Source organism: Paenibacillus sp. ALE3, from assembly GCF_054113405.1.
This window is the reverse complement of record NZ_CM134214.1, coordinates 1,781,704-1,798,001: the sequence shown is the minus strand read 5'-3', so window position 1 is coordinate 1,798,001 and position 16,298 is coordinate 1,781,704. Positions and strand designations below refer to the sequence as shown.

Below are 16,298 nucleotides of genomic sequence, written 5' to 3'. Positions count from 1 at the left end.
ACGGTTGTCACAAGCATCCAAGCCTGTGAGCTACGGCGGTCAGGCAGTCATTGAAGGTGTCATGTTCGGCGGCAAGCGTGTCAATGTCACGGCAGTTCGCCGCAAATCTGGCGAAATCACATATTTGGAAGTACCACGCAAGGAGCAATCCTGGGTGTCCAAATTCCGCAGAATTCCGTTATTGCGGGGGATTGTCAGCATTATCGATTCCAGTGCCAAGGGTACCAAGCATTTGAACTATTCAGCCGATGCGTATGCTGATGATGAAGTAGATCCAGAAGAACGCGCTGAACAAAAGAAAAAAGAGGAATCCCGTTGGAGCCTGAGCATGATGATCGGCGTGGCTGCGGTCGGTATATTGTCCTTCCTCTTTGGCAAAATTGTATTAACCCTCGTTCCAGTTGTTGTGGAGAGTTTCCTGTTTGACGGTTTGTTTCACAACCAGATTTTGCATAATCTCGCTGAAGGAGCTATTAAGCTGATTTTGCTGCTGGCTTATTTATGGGGTATTTCCCAGACTCCGTTAATCAAGCGACTGTTTCAATATCACGGCGCGGAGCATAAAGTGATTACTGCATTTGAAGCAGGGGAAGAACTAACTCCAGCCAACGTACAAAAATATAGTCGACTGCATTACCGCTGCGGCAGCAGCTTTATTATGCTCACCGTGATTATCGGGGTACTTGTCTATTCCCTGTTTACCTACGATAATCTGTGGGAGCGCATGGGGCAACGTCTTTTACTGCTTCCGATCGTATTGGGTCTTTCTTTTGAATTCCTCAAGCTGACCAATGCACTTCGGGAAATTCCAGTGCTTCGTTATCTAGGTTACCCCGGCCTATGGCTGCAGTTGCTTACCACCAAAGAACCGACCGATGATCAAGTCGAGGTATCGATTGCCTCATTTAAGCGTATGCTTGAATTGGATGCTGAGTTGGAAAATGTACCTGTAAAGGAGACCCTCAACAGTCCGGTCCTTGATCCTGTGAAAGGATGAGTGAATGATGTACAGACATGCCGTTATTTTCTGGCTTACCCTTGCTTTGGCCGCATATGGAATCATAGATATGCTATGGAAAGGTAGCTGGGGCTTTCTCATTAGTTTACTAATCCCTGTTTTTATTTTTGCAGTTATATTTCTGCTGTACAAATACCAGCCTGGACAACGCAAGCGAACTCCCAAAATTAAGCCCTCTGTGCGCACCATGGCCAAAACAGCCAGCACACGTAAGCAGCAAACTACAAGCAAACGCAAAACTTATCCTTTTCATGTTATTGAGGGTTCCAAGGGTAAAAATGAAGAGGAACAACCCAAATATCATTAATAATCATCAACCTTTAAAATGTAGCACAAAGGAGCCATTACCCGTGTTTTGAAATATGACCGGGAAGAGGCTCCTTTTTTACTTTCATTAAATTACTTCACCTGCCAGTAAGTGGTGGTTATTTCATGGCGTACATGGTATCTTTCATCAATTGATACTTACTATACTGCTGCTGGTAAGAAGTGATACTCCATTTGTGGAAAAAAGCTTCTCCTGCCTGCACACCGGAAGCATATAACAAATCACTTTGCTCTGGTGAAATGCTGAATTGTGCTGTGCGGATACCCAAAGTTGGAATTTTAATGGTCCGATACCGATTCTCCTGCTCAATATACCGTTCATCATGTGCCGATAGCATTGTATCAAAAATAGCCTGCAGCATGGTCAATGGGCCTCGTATATAAGAAACTTTGGTCTCCGTCCCTGTTTTGCCCACCATTTGAAACCCTACCGTTGGAATCGTTTTGGCCTCACGTTCATTTACTGGCTCATCAAAAAGCCACAAAGGCAAATTACTGAGCAAGGCCCCGTCAACTACAAATACAAATTGCTGGGAAAAGGTTTTTCCCTTGGCAAGTGCAGAATCAAGTCTTAACATAACAGGATCAAAAAAATAAGGGATACTGGTGCTCATCCGAATGGCCTTGGCTACCTCCAGTGAAGAGGGGTTTATACCAAAACGTTTGATGTCCTCAGGAAGCACCAAAATGCGTCCATTCGTAATGTCTGATGCAATAATGCGTAGCTTGCCAGGAGGTAGATCCGCGAACGTACGCACTCCTTTAGCTCGTAACAGCTCGCGTATCCAATGCTCCAGTGCCTCCCCTGAGTAGAGCCCTTTTTTAAGAAAGATACGTGCTGCTGGCCCAACCCACTTAATGTTGAATACTGGAGAACGTCGTAACAACTTGACCAAGGGGGTTTTCTCAATTACGGCTTTCATTTCATCCGCCGTATATCCCGCAGCCAATAAAGCAGCTACAATAGCACCTGATGATGTACCTGCCAAACGATTGAATACAATATCATGATCCTCGGCAGCCTTAACTGCACCCGCCAGCGATATTCCCTTAACCCCTCCACCCTGGAACACAGCATTGATCAGCATAGATCAAAAAACCTCCGTTCTCTTGGGAGTAAGCAGTTCTACTGCTTATCTATGAGAACGGAGGTCCATATAGAACCTAAATGATCCAATTTATATCATAATTGATAATAATTTTGAAGAAGTTGAATGAGTCCGTATGGATTTTTGCGCAAATGCTGTGCACTAAAATAAATATCCCCTTTAACCTGTTTATAATTCTCGTTCAGTTCAAGCTGCTTAATTAACTCTTGAGCTGATTGCCACCCTTTTTCAGGGGTGCCGATTTTATAAGGAGAATGACCGATATACAGCTTAACATCTGAATTTTTGACCTCATTGGACCACCATGCGACAAGCTTGTCATATCCAGCCGCTGGGAAGCCGATACTCCAGTAAATTTGTGGAGCTACATAATCAATCCATTCTTTGTTAATCCAGGTTCTTACATCCGCAAATGTCGTGTCATATGCAGTAACGCCTGCCTTGGTGTCTGAACCCGTTATGTCCTGAGACTTGTTGCGCCACACCCCAAAAGGACTAATCCCGAATTGAACTTTCGACTTGCTGGCATGAATACTTTTGCCCAAATCGCGAACAAAACTATTCACATTATCTCTCCGCCAGTCACCTTTGTTAGAGATTTTGTTGGCGTTATATGCTTTGAAGGTCGCATCATCATCAAAAGTCCCGCTGTAAGGATAAAAATAATCGTCCAAATGGACACCGTCAATATCGTATCCGTTTACGACTTCCATAATCGCAGCAATGACATGCTGACGTGCAGCAGGAATTCCAGGATTGATGTACAACTGGCTACCATTCTTAACAATCCAATCCGGATGTTGATTAGCTACATGGTTTGCTGCCAAACCGCTAGTTGTTCCTGTAGAATTCGCACGGAACGGATTAAACCAGGCATGAAATTCCATCCCTCGCTTGTGTGATTCGCTAATCATAAATTTCAAGGGATCATAGCCTGGATTTTTACCTTGGGTATTCGTTAAATACTTGCTCCATGGCACAAGATCAGACGGATACAGCGCATCACCGCTGGCACGAACCTGAACGAATACCGCGTTAATGCCCATGCCCTGCAAATCATCGAGCATTTTTGTAAACTCCTGCTTTTGCTTCTCGGAGCTGCTTCGGGCAGCCGAAGAAGGCCAATCTCCATTAATGGTGGAAATCCATGCTCCACGCATAGAGGTTGTAGCCTTCACCTGAGCCACATTTCCCTGGGAGGAACCTGAGCTGTCCTCATTAGTAGATGTGGAAGATGAGTTGGCTACGTCCTGTCCATCATCTTTAACTCCCTGATCCGTGCTTACACTTTCCTGATTGCCAGACGCTGATGTATCTGATGATGAGCTACTGCTTCCCACAGCAGAAGTGTTCCCACTAGTAGAGGCACCTTCTTTACCACTGCTTAACGTAATGACCCGTTCTGAGGCTTGCCAGTCTACCTTTAAGCCCAACTCTTCCCCAACAAAACGCAGTGGTACCATGACTCTCCCACTTGACATACGCGCAGATGCGTCCAAGCGAACCGACTTACCATTCACAGTAGCGCTTTGTGCACCATTATCCATAGATATATTTTTGTTCTGTGCTGTAATCGTTACCGTACCAGACGATGCCGACCAGTTAACCTGTGCGCCTAATCCCTCACTAATCACTCGCAAAGGAACCATCGTGACATTCGCTCCCTGTACAATGTACGGTGACGCATCACTTTGCAGGGACTGTCCGTCCAATATAATCTCAATCTCCCCAGTTGGTGCCGCTTGAACTCCAGGCACGATGGCAGTCTGTACTGCTAAGAGTAGACCCGCAGCCATGAGCCCTATTTTCTTCCGATTCATATCTTTATAATCCTCCGCTACCCCTGTTAATTTTAACCCCTATCTTGTCCTGCTATATAATGGATAGACGCTATTAACCCGATATTTGTTGCGGTCAGCACAAATAAAAAAAGCATCGTCCGTAAGGACAGATGCTTTTAGGAATCTCCACTTAATTCCTTGTGTATATCATGAAGCTGGCGCAAGCGATCTTCATCCCGACGGAAATATTCAACCAATGTCTCGATACGGGTGATGGAATCCCAGCTCAAATGGTGTTCAATACCTTCCACATCTTTATATATCAGGTCCTTGTCAACCCCAATCATATCCAGAAATTGCTCTAGTAGCTGGTGGCGGTCAACCAACCGTTTGCCAACCTTTTTCCCTTTTGGTGTCAAAATCAGTCCCCGATACTTCTCATATACAAGATAATCGTCCTTATCCAACTTCTGAATCATCTTGGTGACGGACGAAGGATGCACTTCCAAACCTTCTGCGATATCCGAGACACGAGCATATCCCTTCTCATCGATCAGTTGGTAAATGCGCTCCAAATAATCTTCCATGCTTGGCGTTGGCACTTGTTTCCCTCTTTTCTGTTATTGAACGGGCGCTTACCGCCTTCATTTCCTGCATTAAACCTACTATGTAATGATACATGTTATCATCGCCCATTGGCAAGTCTCGTCCCTCCACTCACATCTATTGCCACGATTTGTTCAATTTAAGCAGGGTACACTAATGTTGTCGCCCCTGTCTCGTTGCTTTCTGCGGAGATACTTTAGAGTTGGACACCAGAGCACAGAGGATTTATTTCGAAAGGAGGGTTAGCCATGTCTACGCTTGAGCGTACTCCTGTCCAAACCAGAGGAACCAAGCCATTCATGCCTGATCTGGTGTTTTTTGAGCCAGACGCGCTAAATTATCCCAAAGGCCAGCGTATTATGGATTGGGTCAAAGCTAAGGATATTCCATATCGTATGACGACCTCTCACAACCGAATTACCAATTTACCAGGTGAAACTGAAGTTGAAAAGTACCGAATGGCAAAAAAGACACTGGTTGTCGGAATCCGTAAAACATTAACTTTTGACCAATCCAAACCCTCTGCCGAATATGCCATCCCTATTTCGACCGGCTGCATGGGGCACTGTCACTACTGTTATTTACAAACAACCTTGGGAGCGAAACCGTATATTCGCATCTATGTCAACACTGACGATATCATATCAGCAGCTAAAGGCTATATTGAGGAGCGAGTGCCTGAAATTACTCGTTTTGAAGCAGCTTGTACCTCTGATCCGGTTGGTTTGGAGCATATCACCGGATCGCTTGGGGACTTGATTCGTTTCATGGCAGATGAGGAATTTGGCCGACTTCGTTTTGTTACTAAATATCATCATGTGGATCCATTGCTGGATATTAAACATAATGGTCATACTCGCATCCGCTTTAGCATTAATTCCGATTATGTTATTAAACAGTTTGAACCTGCAACTTCGCGCTTCGAGGAACGTATTGAAGCAGCGGGCAAAATCGCACGGGCTGGTTATCCGCTGGGATTCATCATTGCACCCATCATTTGGTATGACGGCTGGGAAGCAGGTTACGGAGAGCTTCTGCGTAGATTGGGAGAAACCTTGCCCCAGCATGCTACAAAGGATCTGACATTCGAACTAATTCAGCATCGCTTTACCAAAACATCCAAAGCGGTTATCGAGAAGCGTTACCCGAAAACCAAACTGGAAATGGACATAGAGAAACGAAAGAAAAAATGGGGCCGCTGGGGACAGAATAAATATGTTTATCCCGATGAACAGCAAAATGCACTACGGGAATTTATCACTGAACGCATTTTTGAACATTTTCCTTTAAGTCGTATTGAATATTTCACATAACTAGCATCCAATCGGGGGTAACCCGTTGTAAAAAAAACGTTATATCTGTCATATGGTCCGTTACCAGTAAAATACCAGTGATTACAAGCAGCAGGCCACCTATTTGGATAAGTATGGAAGTATAACGGGACGATAACTTAACAGAGCCTGCCAGCAAAGCCAATACAAAAAACGGAATCGCAAAACCAAGCGCGTAGCCAGTAATCAGCTTGAACCAAATGTGATGCTCTACTGCCGCCAAAGCGATAATAGCTGTTAGCATAGGACCGATACAGGGGGACCAGCCTGCCGCAAACCCAATTCCGATTACAAAGGAACCGGCGTATCCGGCAGGCTTCCATGTCCAGTGCAGCTTATGCTCTCTCATTAGAAACAATGGTCGGACGAAACCAAGAGATACCAGACCCATGAGTATAATAAGCAGCCCTGCTACGATTCTTAGCGTATCCCCATAATTGGCAAACCATTCTCCAAGCAACCCGACACTTGCCCCCAGTGAATAGAAAACAACCGAAAAGCCTAATACAAAAGCAAGCGTGTGTCCCATCGTACGATAGCGAACCTCTGCCCTGTGCCGTCCTTCAGCAAGTTCACGTGCCGACATTCCTGTTATATACGATAAATAGGATGGATATAGTGGCAAGCAGCACGGTGAAAAAAAAGAAACCAGCCCGGCAACGATGGCCAACCCCGCGTTGACATCTGACATCATTATTTCCTCCCACCTGTCTTAGTGAACACGCAGAGCAAATACAAGCCCTACCTACTAAAACATACGTATAGACAAAGGAAAATATGATGAAGCCAAAAAGCGTATGCCTGGGGAGAAGAATACCCAAGCATACGCTTTTTACGTTCTTTTATTTTATATAGACTCTTATTTTACAATCGCACCATTCGGCATACCTTCCGGTACAGTGGCCAATGTAAGCTGATCCCCATGTGATGCTGCCAAAATCATACCCTGCGACAGCTCACCCCGGAGTTTTACTGGCTTAAGATTGGTCACACAGATTACCTTACGCCCAATGATATCCTCAGGTGTATAAAACTTCGCAATTCCTGATACCACTTGCCGCTGCTCATAGCCAAGATCGAGCTGTAGCTTTAACAGTTTATCAGCCTTCTTCACAGGCTCACAGGCGACAACCTGAGCAACGCGCAGCTCTACCTTGGCAAAATCCTCAATGCCAATCTCTTCTTTCGCTTCTGGTGCTTCCTGGCTCGCCTCAGATGCATTCAGCGGTTGAGCTTGTGTCGCAGCTTCCTCCGGTTTCTTACCTCCAGTCATTGCTTCTACAATAAAAGCAACCTCTTGCTCAGAGTCCAGACGAGGGAAGATCGGATTCCCTTTAACCAACTGCGTTCCTTCTGGAATACGCCCAAATTGCTTACCGCTATCCCATGTAGTCAGCTCTCCTTGACGAATACCGAGTTGTTCCCAAATTTGGTGAGGCGCACGTGTCAAGAAAGGCTGAAGTAAAATGGAAGCAATACGCAAGCTTTCTACCAAATGCACCATAACAGATGCCAATTCGCTACGTTTTGCCTCATCCTTAGCCAGACTCCACGGTTGAGTCTCGTCAATATACTTGTTGCTGCGGCTAATAAATTGGCTAATCGCCGTTAAAGCCACGGAAAATTCCATATTTTCCATAGCTTCTTCAACTTTACTATAAGTCGATGTTGCCATATCTACCAAAGTTGCGTCGAATGAGGTAACATTGGCTTCATAAGCGGGAACTTTACCGTCAAAATATTTGTCTACCATCGCTACAGTACGATTCAACAAGTTGCCCAGATCATTGGCCAAATCTGAATTTACACGATCTACAAAACTTTCAGGTGTGAATGTTCCATCCGCTCCAAATGGCACCTCGCGCAGCAAGTAGTACCGAAGTTGATCCAGACCATAACGGTCAATCAACGTTACCGGGTCTACCACATTGCCTTTAGATTTCGACATTTTACCATCTTTCATGAGTAACCAACCATGTGCAAATACTTTTTTAGGCAACGGAAGATCCAGTGCCATCAGCATGATTGGCCAATATATCGTGTGGAACCGTACAATCTCTTTACCTACGATATGCACATTTGCTGGCCAAAATTTATCGTACAGCTCAGTATTAGAAGAGCCATACCCCAAGGCTGTGATGTAGTTGGAAAGTGCGTCAATCCACACGTATACGACATGCCTCGGGTCCCCCTTAACCTTAACTCCCCAATCAAACGTTGTACGGGAAACAGCCAGATCCTCTAGCCCCGGCTTGATGAAGTTGTTAATCATTTCTTTTTTCCGGGATTCCGGTTGGATAAACTGCGGGTTCTCTTCATAAAATTGCAGCAACCGATCAGCATACTTGCTCATGCGGAAAAAGTAGCTCTCTTCCTTGACCAATTCGACAGGGTGTCCACTATCCGGGCTTTTACCTCCAGTCACATTGCCTTCAGCGTCCTTCACGACGTCAACGAGTTGAGTTTCTGTGTAGTAAGTCTCGTCGGGAATACTGTACCAGCCTTCGTATTCTCCCTTATAAATATCGCCTTGTTTTAATAAACGATCAAAGATTTCCTGTACGACAGCCTTATGACGTTCCTCCGTAGTACGGATAAAATCGTCATTGGAAATGTCGAGCTTCCGCCACAGGTCTTGAATACCTGCCACAATGTCATCTACGAAACGTTGAGGCGTTTTGCCAGCTGCACTTGCCTTTTGCTCAATCTTCTGGCCATGCTCATCCGTTCCTGTCAAATAACGAACCTCATAACCCCGTAGCCTCTTGTAGCGAGCCATCGCATCACCCGCTACCGTCGTGTAGGCATGGCCTATATGGAGCTTGTCACTGGGATAATAGATCGGTGTTGTAATGTAAAATGTGTTCTCACTAGACATGTATGTTCCTCCTGTTTTGTTCACGACAGCAAAAGATTTGCTACCATGATAGGTACTCCAATTCATGAATTCGACACAAATTGGGCACAAAAAAGACCCCCGTCCCTATGGGACGAGAGTCACCTCACGCGTTACCACCCAAATTCCCTGTACCCTCGCAGAATACAGGCTTCACCGGTCACATCTGACCGCCCATTAACGCTGGATCACGCCTCCTCCTTACGATTGCCTCCTGAACATAGCTTCACTGTGGCAAATACGCTCGAAAAAGGTTCCTCCAGGACCATATTCAGGCTTCACTCCAGACCGGTTTTCAGCTAACTCCGGCTCTCTGTACTGGACGACTTACCTTACTCATCCTTTCACAGGAAAACAATATTAACCAAAATATAACCAAATCGGCATAGCGCTGTCAAGTCAGACCCTTCTCGGTATGGGTAGCCAAACGATCTTTGTCAGACTTATCTACCCCTTTTTTTGCAGGAGGGACCAAATCTACGCCGCCGGGATGAAATGGATGGCATTTAGCTATACGCTTTGCAGCCAGCCATGAGCCTCTGAGCGCACCATGCACTTCTACCGCCTCCAGCGCATACGCCGAACACGTCGGATAGAACCTGCAGGTAGCAGGTTTTAATGGGGAAATGTAAGCACGATAAAACTGAATCGGAGCCTGTACCACTCTGCGGGTGGTGATTTTCATTTCAGTAGCCTCCGTGGCTGTGAGTGTGACTGCTCGTCTGTCTGAAACCCCCATCCGAATTACTCTCAGTATGCCCATTCTTCTGCTGGCAGTCTTTGCAATAACCAAAAATTTCAAACTTATGCTCGACGATTTGGAATTGATCTGTCGTATCTGTCATTTGCATTGGACAAAAAGAAATCGGCAATGTTTTCTGACAACTCAAGCAAATCATATGATGGTGGTGATGATGTTCATTACAGCTCACCTTGAACTTCATTCCATCCTCAAAAGATACCTGCTCCAGTACACCCAATTCCTGCATTACACGCAGATTGCGATAAACTGTATCAAAGCTAAGTCCGCTGTACTTCTTACCCATATATTCATAAACGTCTTTGGGGGACAGATACCCTTCATTCTCGGAAAATAACGTGGCCAACGTCTTGCGCTGATCTGTAATACGCAGCCCTTGAGCGGACATCGTTGCGATAATCTCATCCTTTGTCAGCATGCGTTTCACCCTCCCCTGTCTATAGTTTCAGGTTTTCTGATGCAGGCTTAGGCTTGCATCTATTCATTATACCACGATTAAAGTCAATATTATAAGAGATATTCGTGCTACTCATAAGAAAAAGACGTTCTCCAGTGCTGCAACCAAGTTTGCAACGGGAGAACGCCTATATCCTGTAAGTGACATCGACTTTTAAAACGGTGAATGATGAGACTCAAGTGGTCTAAGCCGGTAAACAGCACCGGTTAATTCAAACTAATTTTTAATAGCTGGTAAAGGCATAACTACTACGGAAACCGGCAGATTACTACCAGCAGCTGCAGTGAAATACATCTCTACACTTTCCTCAATATGACCTGTACGATACAGTACACTCATTTCATTCGGAGCCCATACAGAACCATTTGTCGGTATACCCACAACCTGATTGTTAACCATCGCATAGCCGGAATATTCGCCTCCCCGCGGGTTAAACGTAATCAGTGAATATGGCGCTACATGGTCCAACTTAACCTTATATACAACACCAAAGTTACCGGCATTGGAAGCAGAAGAACCGTCCAGACCGTCGGTACCAATCAGGTTCGGGTCTACCTTATTATCACCAAGAACGATACGTTGGGCTGTTTTACCAACCTCTTCGGTATAATTGAGCGAGATATCCGAATTTGCGTACGTTCCACGGTTATGAATACCGTCCTTAGGCAGTTTTGCCAGTGTAGGCAGTACAGTCATTGGATCTGCATTAGCATCTAGCACAACTACCGTGTATTGAATAGGTTGATCCGTGTACAGATCGGATAACAAAGAAATAACTTGTTTTTGCTTGATTTTTTGCGCGTTCAAATCTTGTAAAATAACACGGCTCTCACCCGGATTTAGAACTGTGCTGGAATGCTTGCTTCCATCCAACATAGATTGAAAGTACCTTTGAATCGAAACTTTACCCGCAGCTGTTGCAAACTCAGATGGTCCAGCAAAACCGGAATTTTCGACATTTATATTGGTAGGCGTGATATTGTTGTTGGTCGCAATCACGTACATCTTCACATCTCGACCCGTTTCATTGACATGATGGACAAGAATACGCGTACTGCCTGAGCCTGTTTCCTGATACACGATACCATCCTGGAACACACGCTCTGGGCTGTTAGCACGAATCAGAAGACGTGGTGAAGAAGTGCTTGTCACTGGAATAGTGGCCATAGTAGGCACCTGGCTGCCATCTACACTGTATTTATCGCCATATGGCGTGAAAATTTTGTTGAAATCATCCTCGTTGTATAGCAATTCGTTCGTAATTTTAATTGTTTGATTTATGCTATTTGTTGCGCCGTGCTTATCAGTCACGGTCAGGGTAATTGTTACATCTCCTGGTTGGAAGAAGGCAAGTTTTTTATTCACCCAATCACGCTTAGTGATAGCATTCTCGTCGTCAGTACTCAGGTCGGTAATGGTAATTTTTTCACCCATCTTATACTCTTTTTTATCCGTTGTAAACAGAGCCACTGGCGGCTGGTTTGGTGGTCTTACTGTAATTGTTACTGAGTAAGGATCACTCCAGTTCCCAGCAGAGTCAAGAACGGAATAGGTAACTACATATGTACCCGGCTCCTGAAATACGTCCTGCTTACCTTCCCAACGTTGGTTCACAATCGGAAGACCTGTAGGAGAAGATTCCTTAGTCAAATACGTAACTTGAGTTTCGCCCGCATAGATATCTTTTTGCTGAACCGTAAAAGAAGCTTTCGGTTTTTGATTCAAATCCATGATAACTTGTTTAGTCGTATTATTCACAGTATAAGGAATATTTAAGGCCTGTGTAATCGAGGTCAACGGTACCATAAATACGTTCTTTTGTTGGAAAGCCGGTCCCTTCATTTGTCTAGCTTCACCGTTAACCGTATAAACCTTGCTGTCTGTTTTGAAGCGCAGAACATTTGTTCCCTGAGTGATTACGGTTTCTTTAGTGGCAGTGTCATAACTAAACTGCAATCCGACACGGCTGACAAGAGAACGGATAGCTACATAGGAAACTCCGTCTTTGACTGTCATCGGCTGAGTTGCTGTATATACCTGTCCGTTTTGTTCCATTTTAGCACTGTTCAAATACAAAATCAGTTGATTCGCATTCATGGATGTTGGAGCTCCACCAGGATTGGTAATCGTTCCGTCTCCACCGTATACATCATTGGTTACGTTCGATCCGTTAGTAGTATCTGTAGGCAAACCAGTCAATGGATCATTGGATACACCTGTGTTATTAGGTGTTACCGTATTATTTTGTGTGCTTGTTCCATCTTGATCTCCGATACTATTCTGAACGCCGGAATCAGCAACATTGGTCTGAGCCTGCTGTGCGCTAACCGAATCGGTGGATTGAACAGTTGTTGATGCTGCTTCTGCTCCTACAGGGGCTACTGCAGCCACCTGAGCTACCGCCAAGGCGGTGAGCATGGTCCATTTCTTGAAATTCATTGTCTGTCTCCTTCTATCCCCAAATTATTATCATTCCCGTGAAAAGTCATACTATTAGACGCGACAGTTGCTAAAAAGTTTCTGGAAATTTTGACGATCATGAAAAAAAGGGAACATTCTCCTGTGAATGCAAAAATTCAACAACAAAAAACCGCCGTCCATCTGATCTGATGTGGCGGCGGCTTCATAACCTGAAAGTAGTTCTGATCCATTTACATTATGATGGACGACAGGCAGTATTCGTTCCTGCAGTCTCCAGACGACCCTCTTCAATGAGTCGGTAAGCACGTTGAACTTCTTCATCTGTAGGAGACGGAACTCCCTCCAGCGGATACGCCTTACCGAGCATTTCCCATTTGTAAACACCCATTTGATGGTAAGGTAAAATTTCGAATTTTTCGACTCCGTTCAACGTTCCAATGAACCGTCCCAAATTTAGTAGATCTTGCTCGTCATCATGAATCCCCGGTACAAATACGTGTCTAATCCACATCTTGCGCCCTTGCTCAGACAACCATCGGGCCGTACTTAACATACGGTCGTTGGACTTGCCTGTAAGCTTAATATGCTTGTCGTTATCGATGTGCTTAATATCTAGTAGTACCAAATCCGTTACGTCCAGCAGATCATGGATACGACCTGCATCATTAAAGCCGTTGCTGTCCAATGTCGTGTGCAAATTCCAGCGACGTTTCACTTCTTTGAACAGCTCTGCTACAAAATGAGCTTGCAATGTCGGTTCTCCACCGGATACAGTTAATCCGCCTCCCGAAGAACGGTAATAGGCTAAGTATGGTTCAATCTCAGCCAATACTTCTTCTAACGTCATCGGATTACCTTCATTCAAGGCCCAAGTGTCCGGATTATGGCAATATTGACATTTCAACAAGCATCCTTGCATAAAGAGCACGAAGCGGATGCCGGGACCATCGACGGTCCCGAAGGTTTCCAATGAGTGTATGTGACCTTTCAACATGTTGCATCATCCTTCCCGCATCCGCTATGCGTGCGTCAGTGTATTATTTGATACGTAAAACTTATTTACATTGTACCGTGGAAAGTACGGTTAATAACATCCAATTGTTGCTCACGAGTCAGCTTGATAAAGTTAACGGCATAGCCGGAAACACGAATCGTAAGTTGTGGATAGTTTTCTGGGTGTTCCATTGCATCCAACAGTTGTTCACGAGCAAACACATTGACATTCAGATGATGTGCGTGACTTCCAAAGTAGCCATCCATCATCGAAACAAGGTTTGTTTTGCGTGTTTCTTCTTCTTTACCCAGTGCTTTAGGCACGATGGAGAAGGTATTCGAAATACCATCTAAGCTGTGTTCATAAGGCAATTTGGCTACGGAACTCAGAGATGCCAGAGCACCTTTTTTATCACGACCATGCATTGGGTTTGCACCTGGTGCGAACGGTTCGCCTGCTTTACGTCCATCAGGTGTTGTACCTGTTTTCTTACCGTATACCACGTTGGAAGTAATGGTCAGTACAGATTGAGTAGGAACCGCATTACGATAAGCTTTATGTTTGCGGATCATGCTCATGAAGCTTTCTACCAGTTCTACAGCAATAGTATCTACGCGGTCATCGTTGTTACCGTAGCAAGGGTATTCGCCTTCGATTTCAAAGTCAACAGCAATTCCTTTTTCGTTACGAATTGGTTTAACTTTTGCATATTTAATGGCGCTCAAGGAGTCGGTAGCAACTGACAGACCCGCAATACCACAAGCCATGGTACGCAGAATATCACGGTCATGCAACGCCATTTCAATGCGTTCGTAGCTATATTTATCATGCATATAGTGAATAACATTCAAAGTGTTCATGTACAGTTTTGCCAGCCATTCCATCATAGGTTTGAAACGGCTCAACACTTCTTCGTAATCCAGCACTTCGCTTGTAATGGCTGGGAACTCAGGTCCTACTTGAACGCCGGATTTTTCATCCTTACCGCCGTTAATGGCATACAGCAGAGCTTTTGCCAAGTTGGCACGAGCGCCAAAGAATTGCATTTGTTTACCGATTCTCATGGCGGATACACAACAAGCAATACCATAATCATCGCCGTAGATTGGACGCATCAAATCGTCATTTTCATATTGAATGGAGCTAGTTTCAATAGAAACTTTTGCACAATATTTTTTAAAGCCCTCAGGCAGTTTTTCTGACCACAGTACAGTCAAGTTAGGCTCTGGAGCAGGTCCTAAGTTGTACAGTGTGTGCAAGAAGCGGAAGCTGTTTTTGGTAACACGAGTTTCTCCAGTGACAGACATACCACCAATGGATTCTGTTACCCAAGTTGGGTCACCACTGAACAGTTCGTTGTAGTCAGGTGTACGCAGGAACTTAACAATACGCAGTTTCATAACAAAATGATCGACCAGTTCCTGAGCTTGTTCTTCGTTCATCGTACCTTCCTCAAGATCACGTTGAGTATAGATATCAAGGAATGAAGATACACGTCCCAAGGACATTGCTGCACCATTTTGTTCTTTAATCGCTGCGAGATATCCAAAATATACCCATTGGAAAGCTTCTTTTGCATTGTTAGCTGGTTTAGAAATATCAAAACCGTGCTCAGCAGCCATTTGTTTCAATTCATTCAAGGCACGAATTTGTTCAGAAATTTCTTCACGTAGACGGATTACGTCTTCTTCCATGGAATCAACTTCAAGGCTTTTCAATTGAAGTTTTTTATCTTGGATCAAGAAGTCTGCACCATACAGAGCTACGCGACGATAGTCACCGATTATACGACCACGACCGTATGCATCTGGCAAACCAGTAATGATACCAGCTTTACGAGCTGCTCTCATTTCATCTGTATAAGCGTCAAATACACCTTGGTTGTGCGTTTTACGAATATGAGTGAAAATGTCAACAATGCTTTGTGGCACTTCAAAACCATAGGCTTTGCAAGCGTCGATCATCATCCGAATTCCACCGAACGGTTGCAAAGAACGCTTGAATGGAGCATCTGTTTGTACACCGACAACTTGTTCTTTGTCCTTGTCCAAATAGCCTGGTTTATGTGAAATAATGGTGGATGGCGTATTCACGTCTACATCAAGCACACCGCCGTTTGCCAACTCTTTTTTAGTAAGATCAGATACAATTTCCCACAGTGCAGTTGTGTTAGCAGTAGGACCAACCAAAAATTTTTCATTACCAACATAAGGTGAGATATTGGTTTCAATAAAATCGTTGACGTTAACTTCTCTAGTCCATTTTCCTTTTTTAAAACCTCTCCAGCCAGATTGTTGCTCTTGTAATTCTCTCTCAATCACCGACATGTAAATCCCTCCAAATTGTTTGGTCTTCCGGACTTGTGATTTTTTTCACGTTTAAACTATTTCTTGAGCCCGGCCTTTTCACCGATGCCTTACGCTCAGTGTCGGGACCTTTCTTACACTCTTATTGTAGAATAATGATAGAGTGTAGTATGTGACATAAATCACAATATGAGTGATTTATGTCACTTTATTTTCCCTAGCTTCACGCCTATACCTTCAGCCTCGCCGCTCACCTCCCTTCCCAAACCAAGAGGCCCTCTATATAGAGAGC

13 protein-coding genes are annotated in these 16,298 nt (G+C 44.5%); 3 read left to right on the top strand and 10 right to left on the bottom strand.

The genetic code is table 11. From position 1 onward, the window contains the following. Positions 1 to 4 precede the first annotated feature (4 nt). Positions 5 to 997 (top strand): DUF1385 domain-containing protein, encoded by a 993-nt coding sequence (locus tag ACXHJ2_RS07955; protein ID WP_013371793.1) that lies wholly within the window; start codon positions 5 to 7, stop codon positions 995 to 997. Between the two features lie 7 nt (positions 998 to 1,004). Beyond that, a complete protein-coding gene (locus ACXHJ2_RS07950; RefSeq protein WP_185156500.1) occupies positions 1,005 to 1,325 on the top strand; it encodes a hypothetical protein in 321 nt (106 codons plus the stop codon). Between the two features lie 118 nt (positions 1,326 to 1,443). Here the strand turns inward: ACXHJ2_RS07950 and ACXHJ2_RS07945 are convergent, their stop codons facing one another. From ACXHJ2_RS07945 to mntR, 3 genes are all read right to left on the bottom strand, one after another. Beyond that, a complete protein-coding gene (locus ACXHJ2_RS07945; RefSeq protein ID WP_165079682.1) occupies positions 1,444 to 2,433 on the bottom strand; it encodes a patatin-like phospholipase family protein in 990 nt (329 codons plus the stop codon). Between the two features lie 95 nt (positions 2,434 to 2,528). Further along, a complete protein-coding gene (locus ACXHJ2_RS07940; protein ID WP_165079681.1) occupies positions 2,529 to 4,274 on the bottom strand; it encodes a family 10 glycosylhydrolase in 1,746 nt (581 codons plus the stop codon). Between the two features lie 137 nt (positions 4,275 to 4,411). Then, positions 4,412 to 4,837, bottom strand: a complete 426-nt coding sequence (gene mntR / locus ACXHJ2_RS07935) for a transcriptional regulator MntR (protein WP_007430946.1) — start codon at positions 4,835 to 4,837, stop codon at positions 4,412 to 4,414. Positions 4,838 to 5,089: 252 nt separating this feature from the next. Between mntR and splB the strand changes: the two genes are divergently transcribed. Then, positions 5,090 to 6,154, top strand: a complete 1,065-nt coding sequence (splB, locus tag ACXHJ2_RS07930; RefSeq protein ID WP_058829768.1) for a spore photoproduct lyase — start codon at positions 5,090 to 5,092, stop codon at positions 6,152 to 6,154. On the opposite strand, the gene ACXHJ2_RS07925 is transcribed toward splB, so the two are convergent. The 7 genes from ACXHJ2_RS07925 to pflB form a co-directional block, all read right to left on the bottom strand. Beyond that, positions 6,147 to 6,863 (bottom strand): cytochrome c biogenesis CcdA family protein, encoded by a 717-nt coding sequence (locus tag ACXHJ2_RS07925; protein ID WP_165079698.1) that lies wholly within the window; start codon positions 6,861 to 6,863, stop codon positions 6,147 to 6,149. The two genes, splB and ACXHJ2_RS07925, sit on opposite strands and share 8 nt — an antisense overlap. Before the next feature lie 168 nt (positions 6,864 to 7,031). After that, positions 7,032 to 9,050 carry a methionine--tRNA ligase gene (gene metG / locus ACXHJ2_RS07920; protein WP_165079680.1) on the bottom strand — a complete coding sequence of 673 codons (2,019 nt, stop codon included), beginning with the start codon at positions 9,048 to 9,050 and terminating at the stop codon, positions 7,032 to 7,034. 412 nt (positions 9,051 to 9,462) lie between these two features. Then, positions 9,463 to 9,753: a membrane protein insertion efficiency factor YidD gene (yidD, locus tag ACXHJ2_RS07915; RefSeq protein ID WP_165079679.1), complete on the bottom strand. Its 291-nt coding sequence runs from the start codon at positions 9,751 to 9,753 to the stop codon at positions 9,463 to 9,465. Position 9,754: 1 nt separating this feature from the next. Further along, positions 9,755 to 10,246 (bottom strand): Fur family transcriptional regulator, encoded by a 492-nt coding sequence (locus tag ACXHJ2_RS07910; RefSeq protein ID WP_165079678.1) that lies wholly within the window; start codon positions 10,244 to 10,246, stop codon positions 9,755 to 9,757. Between the two features lie 255 nt (positions 10,247 to 10,501). Next, positions 10,502 to 12,724 carry a copper amine oxidase N-terminal domain-containing protein gene (locus ACXHJ2_RS07905; protein WP_165079677.1) on the bottom strand — a complete coding sequence of 741 codons (2,223 nt, stop codon included), beginning with the start codon at positions 12,722 to 12,724 and terminating at the stop codon, positions 10,502 to 10,504. A 217-nt stretch (positions 12,725 to 12,941) separates the two neighbouring features. Then, complete coding sequence (gene pflA, locus ACXHJ2_RS07900; RefSeq protein WP_013371803.1) at positions 12,942 to 13,700, bottom strand: pyruvate formate-lyase-activating protein; 759 nt, start codon at positions 13,698 to 13,700, stop codon at positions 12,942 to 12,944. A 65-nt stretch (positions 13,701 to 13,765) separates the two neighbouring features. Next, positions 13,766 to 16,027, bottom strand: a complete 2,262-nt coding sequence (gene pflB, locus ACXHJ2_RS07895) for a formate C-acetyltransferase (RefSeq protein ID WP_165079676.1) — start codon at positions 16,025 to 16,027, stop codon at positions 13,766 to 13,768. Between the last annotated feature and the right edge of the window lie 271 nt (positions 16,028 to 16,298).

What these genes read in the sequence shown, in the direction of transcription:
- yidD (WP_165079679.1), bottom strand. Translation starts at nt 9,753, where the DNA reads ATGAAAATCACCACCCGCAGAGTGGTACAGGCTCCGATTCAGTTTTAT.
- ACXHJ2_RS07940 (WP_165079681.1), bottom strand. Translation starts at nt 4,274, where the DNA reads ATGAATCGGAAGAAAATAGGGCTCATGGCTGCGGGTCTACTCTTAGCA.
- pflB (WP_165079676.1), bottom strand. Translation starts at nt 16,027, where the DNA reads ATGTCGGTGATTGAGAGAGAATTACAAGAGCAACAATCTGGCTGGAGA.
- ACXHJ2_RS07910 (WP_165079678.1), bottom strand. Translation starts at nt 10,246, where the DNA reads ATGCTGACAAAGGATGAGATTATCGCAACGATGTCCGCTCAAGGGCTG.
- ACXHJ2_RS07925 (WP_165079698.1), bottom strand. Translation starts at nt 6,863, where the DNA reads ATGTCAGATGTCAACGCGGGGTTGGCCATCGTTGCCGGGCTGGTTTCT.
- ACXHJ2_RS07905 (WP_165079677.1), bottom strand. Translation starts at nt 12,724, where the DNA reads ATGAATTTCAAGAAATGGACCATGCTCACCGCCTTGGCGGTAGCTCAG.
- splB (WP_058829768.1), top strand. Translation starts at nt 5,090, where the DNA reads ATGTCTACGCTTGAGCGTACTCCTGTCCAAACCAGAGGAACCAAGCCA.
- ACXHJ2_RS07945 (WP_165079682.1), bottom strand. Translation starts at nt 2,433, where the DNA reads ATGCTGATCAATGCTGTGTTCCAGGGTGGAGGGGTTAAGGGAATATCG.
- pflA (WP_013371803.1), bottom strand. Translation starts at nt 13,700, where the DNA reads ATGTTGAAAGGTCACATACACTCATTGGAAACCTTCGGGACCGTCGAT.
- metG (WP_165079680.1), bottom strand. Translation starts at nt 9,050, where the DNA reads ATGTCTAGTGAGAACACATTTTACATTACAACACCGATCTATTATCCC.
- ACXHJ2_RS07950 (WP_185156500.1), top strand. Translation starts at nt 1,005, where the DNA reads ATGTACAGACATGCCGTTATTTTCTGGCTTACCCTTGCTTTGGCCGCA.